The 1,752-nt window shown below is 31.1% G+C and carries 2 protein-coding genes; both read left to right on the forward strand.

The features are described 5' to 3' along the window. Positions 1-296: 296 nt before the first annotated feature. Positions 297-803, forward strand: coding sequence for a TatD family hydrolase (locus UF75_RS26690; protein ID WP_082075357.1), 507 nt, complete (start codon positions 297-299; stop codon positions 801-803). A 127-nt stretch (positions 804-930) separates the two neighbouring features. Beyond that, the gene (locus tag UF75_RS25550) at positions 931-1,674 is read left to right on the forward strand and encodes a hypothetical protein (protein ID WP_045577325.1); all 744 of its coding nucleotides are present in this window, start codon (positions 931-933) and stop codon (positions 1,672-1,674) included. The last annotated feature ends 78 nt before the right edge of the window (positions 1,675-1,752 follow it).

The following is a 1,752-nucleotide window of genomic DNA, read 5'->3' on the forward strand; positions in this document are numbered from 1 at the left end:
GAAGAACTTAAAAATTATGATAATATCACAAGCTCAAAAAAATTGACTTGGAACTATTAAACTATGTTGGAATCAGAGGCTGAAAATGGGAAAACTGATTGACACTCATTTTCATTTAGATCACTATTCTAACCATCCAAATGTCTATAAGAAAATTAATGAAATACAACAATACACACTTTGTGTTACTAATCAGCCAGAGGTATTTGAATCGTGCATGGATTTATATCCAACTACGAAATATGTTAAATTTGCTATTGGTTATAATCCACAACTAATTAATGAAGTAAAATTTAATCCAGCAGTCTTTTTTAAGTAATTTAGATCGAACAAAATATGTTGGGGAAGTAGGATTGGATTTTTCGAGTAGATATATTAATGAAAAAAAACAGCAAATTGAAATTTTCGATTTTATTTGTGAGCATGCAAAAAACAAGATAATGACTGTACACTGTAAAAAAGCTGAAATAGAATTAGTAGAAACCCTAACCACCCATAAAAACAAAAAGGTTATACTGCATTGGTATAGCGGAGATCAGTTTTGGTTAGAGCAGTTTTTGCAATTGGGATGCTATTTTTCAATTAATAGTAATATGATTAGCTCCATTAAAGGGAGAGAAATTATTTTCAATTTACCTTTAAACAGAATATTAATTGAAAGCGATGGACCTTTTAGTAGAATTAATAACAAGAAGTTCACTTGTGACCTATTATACAAGATATATGAGAATTTAAAGCAACTATTACAAAATGAAAATATGGAAGAAATTATAGCTAATAATTTTATAAGATTAGCAGAATAACATGTTTTGTCAGCAAGAAAAAATCAGAACAGCTTCCCATTATCGCAAGAAATTGACATGTTGTTTATAATGAAATCCCCAAAATAAAGTAGTGAATGTGATTGGTATTTATTGAGGAGAAAATTACATGAATTGTAAAACAAAAGAGATCACAAAATATTTTAGAAGTGCTGTTGCAGCACAAGCTAATATGGGAATTGACTTTAAAGTTGACAATTATTACATACTTAACCCAGAAGAATTGGTGCGAGGAAAAGTTGATCCGACTCTTTGTAAAGACATTTTTACAGACATAAACAAAAGTATCTTTGATGATGAGAATGAATCAAAGAAAAAATCTCTCATCAATGTCATTATTTGCGCTAAAACCATAAAAACAATCTTTGATGCAAATGAAAAAATACAGGATGAAATTGAGGAATTGACTGGGGTGTTTTATATCCCGGCAATTCTTAACATTGAAGGTATGCTGTCCTTTGATGTCGGTGATCAAAAACTTCCCTGGTTTCCAAGAGAATTCTTGCAACCTATGGTTGAACCTAAATTAGCAATAGGGGATGCTGATGCGGTTGATAATTTTATGAGCAATCATGTAGACCAAATTGAGAAAATCAAATCTTGGTCTGATTATGCTACATTTTTTAAAGAACTCTATGAGTCTGTTGCGGAATCTGAATTTGAGAAAAACACAATCCGGAATATGGATAGTAAAGAACCTTTCTTTGAGCTGGAAAACAATGTGTACGTTTTCATAGATAAAACTGTTTATTCGACTTATCATATTATGAATTTGTACAATCAACTACTGGAAGATGATTCAAGCGAAAGCACTTTAATGACAATTTCCATATTCGACGCAAATAACAGGTAACAAGTCGTCTAGTAGAAAACAAATTTGTCAAAGATGCAAACGCACTGTGGCCAAATGAGTGGAGAACATCCTTTGTCT

Origin of the sequence: Desulfosporosinus sp. I2 (assembly GCF_000960765.1) — a bacterium.
Lineage (GTDB): Bacteria > Bacillota > Desulfitobacteriia > Desulfitobacteriales > Desulfitobacteriaceae > Desulfosporosinus.

What these genes read in the sequence shown, in the direction of transcription:
- UF75_RS25550 (WP_045577325.1), top strand. Translation starts at nt 931, where the DNA reads ATGAATTGTAAAACAAAAGAGATCACAAAATATTTTAGAAGTGCTGTT.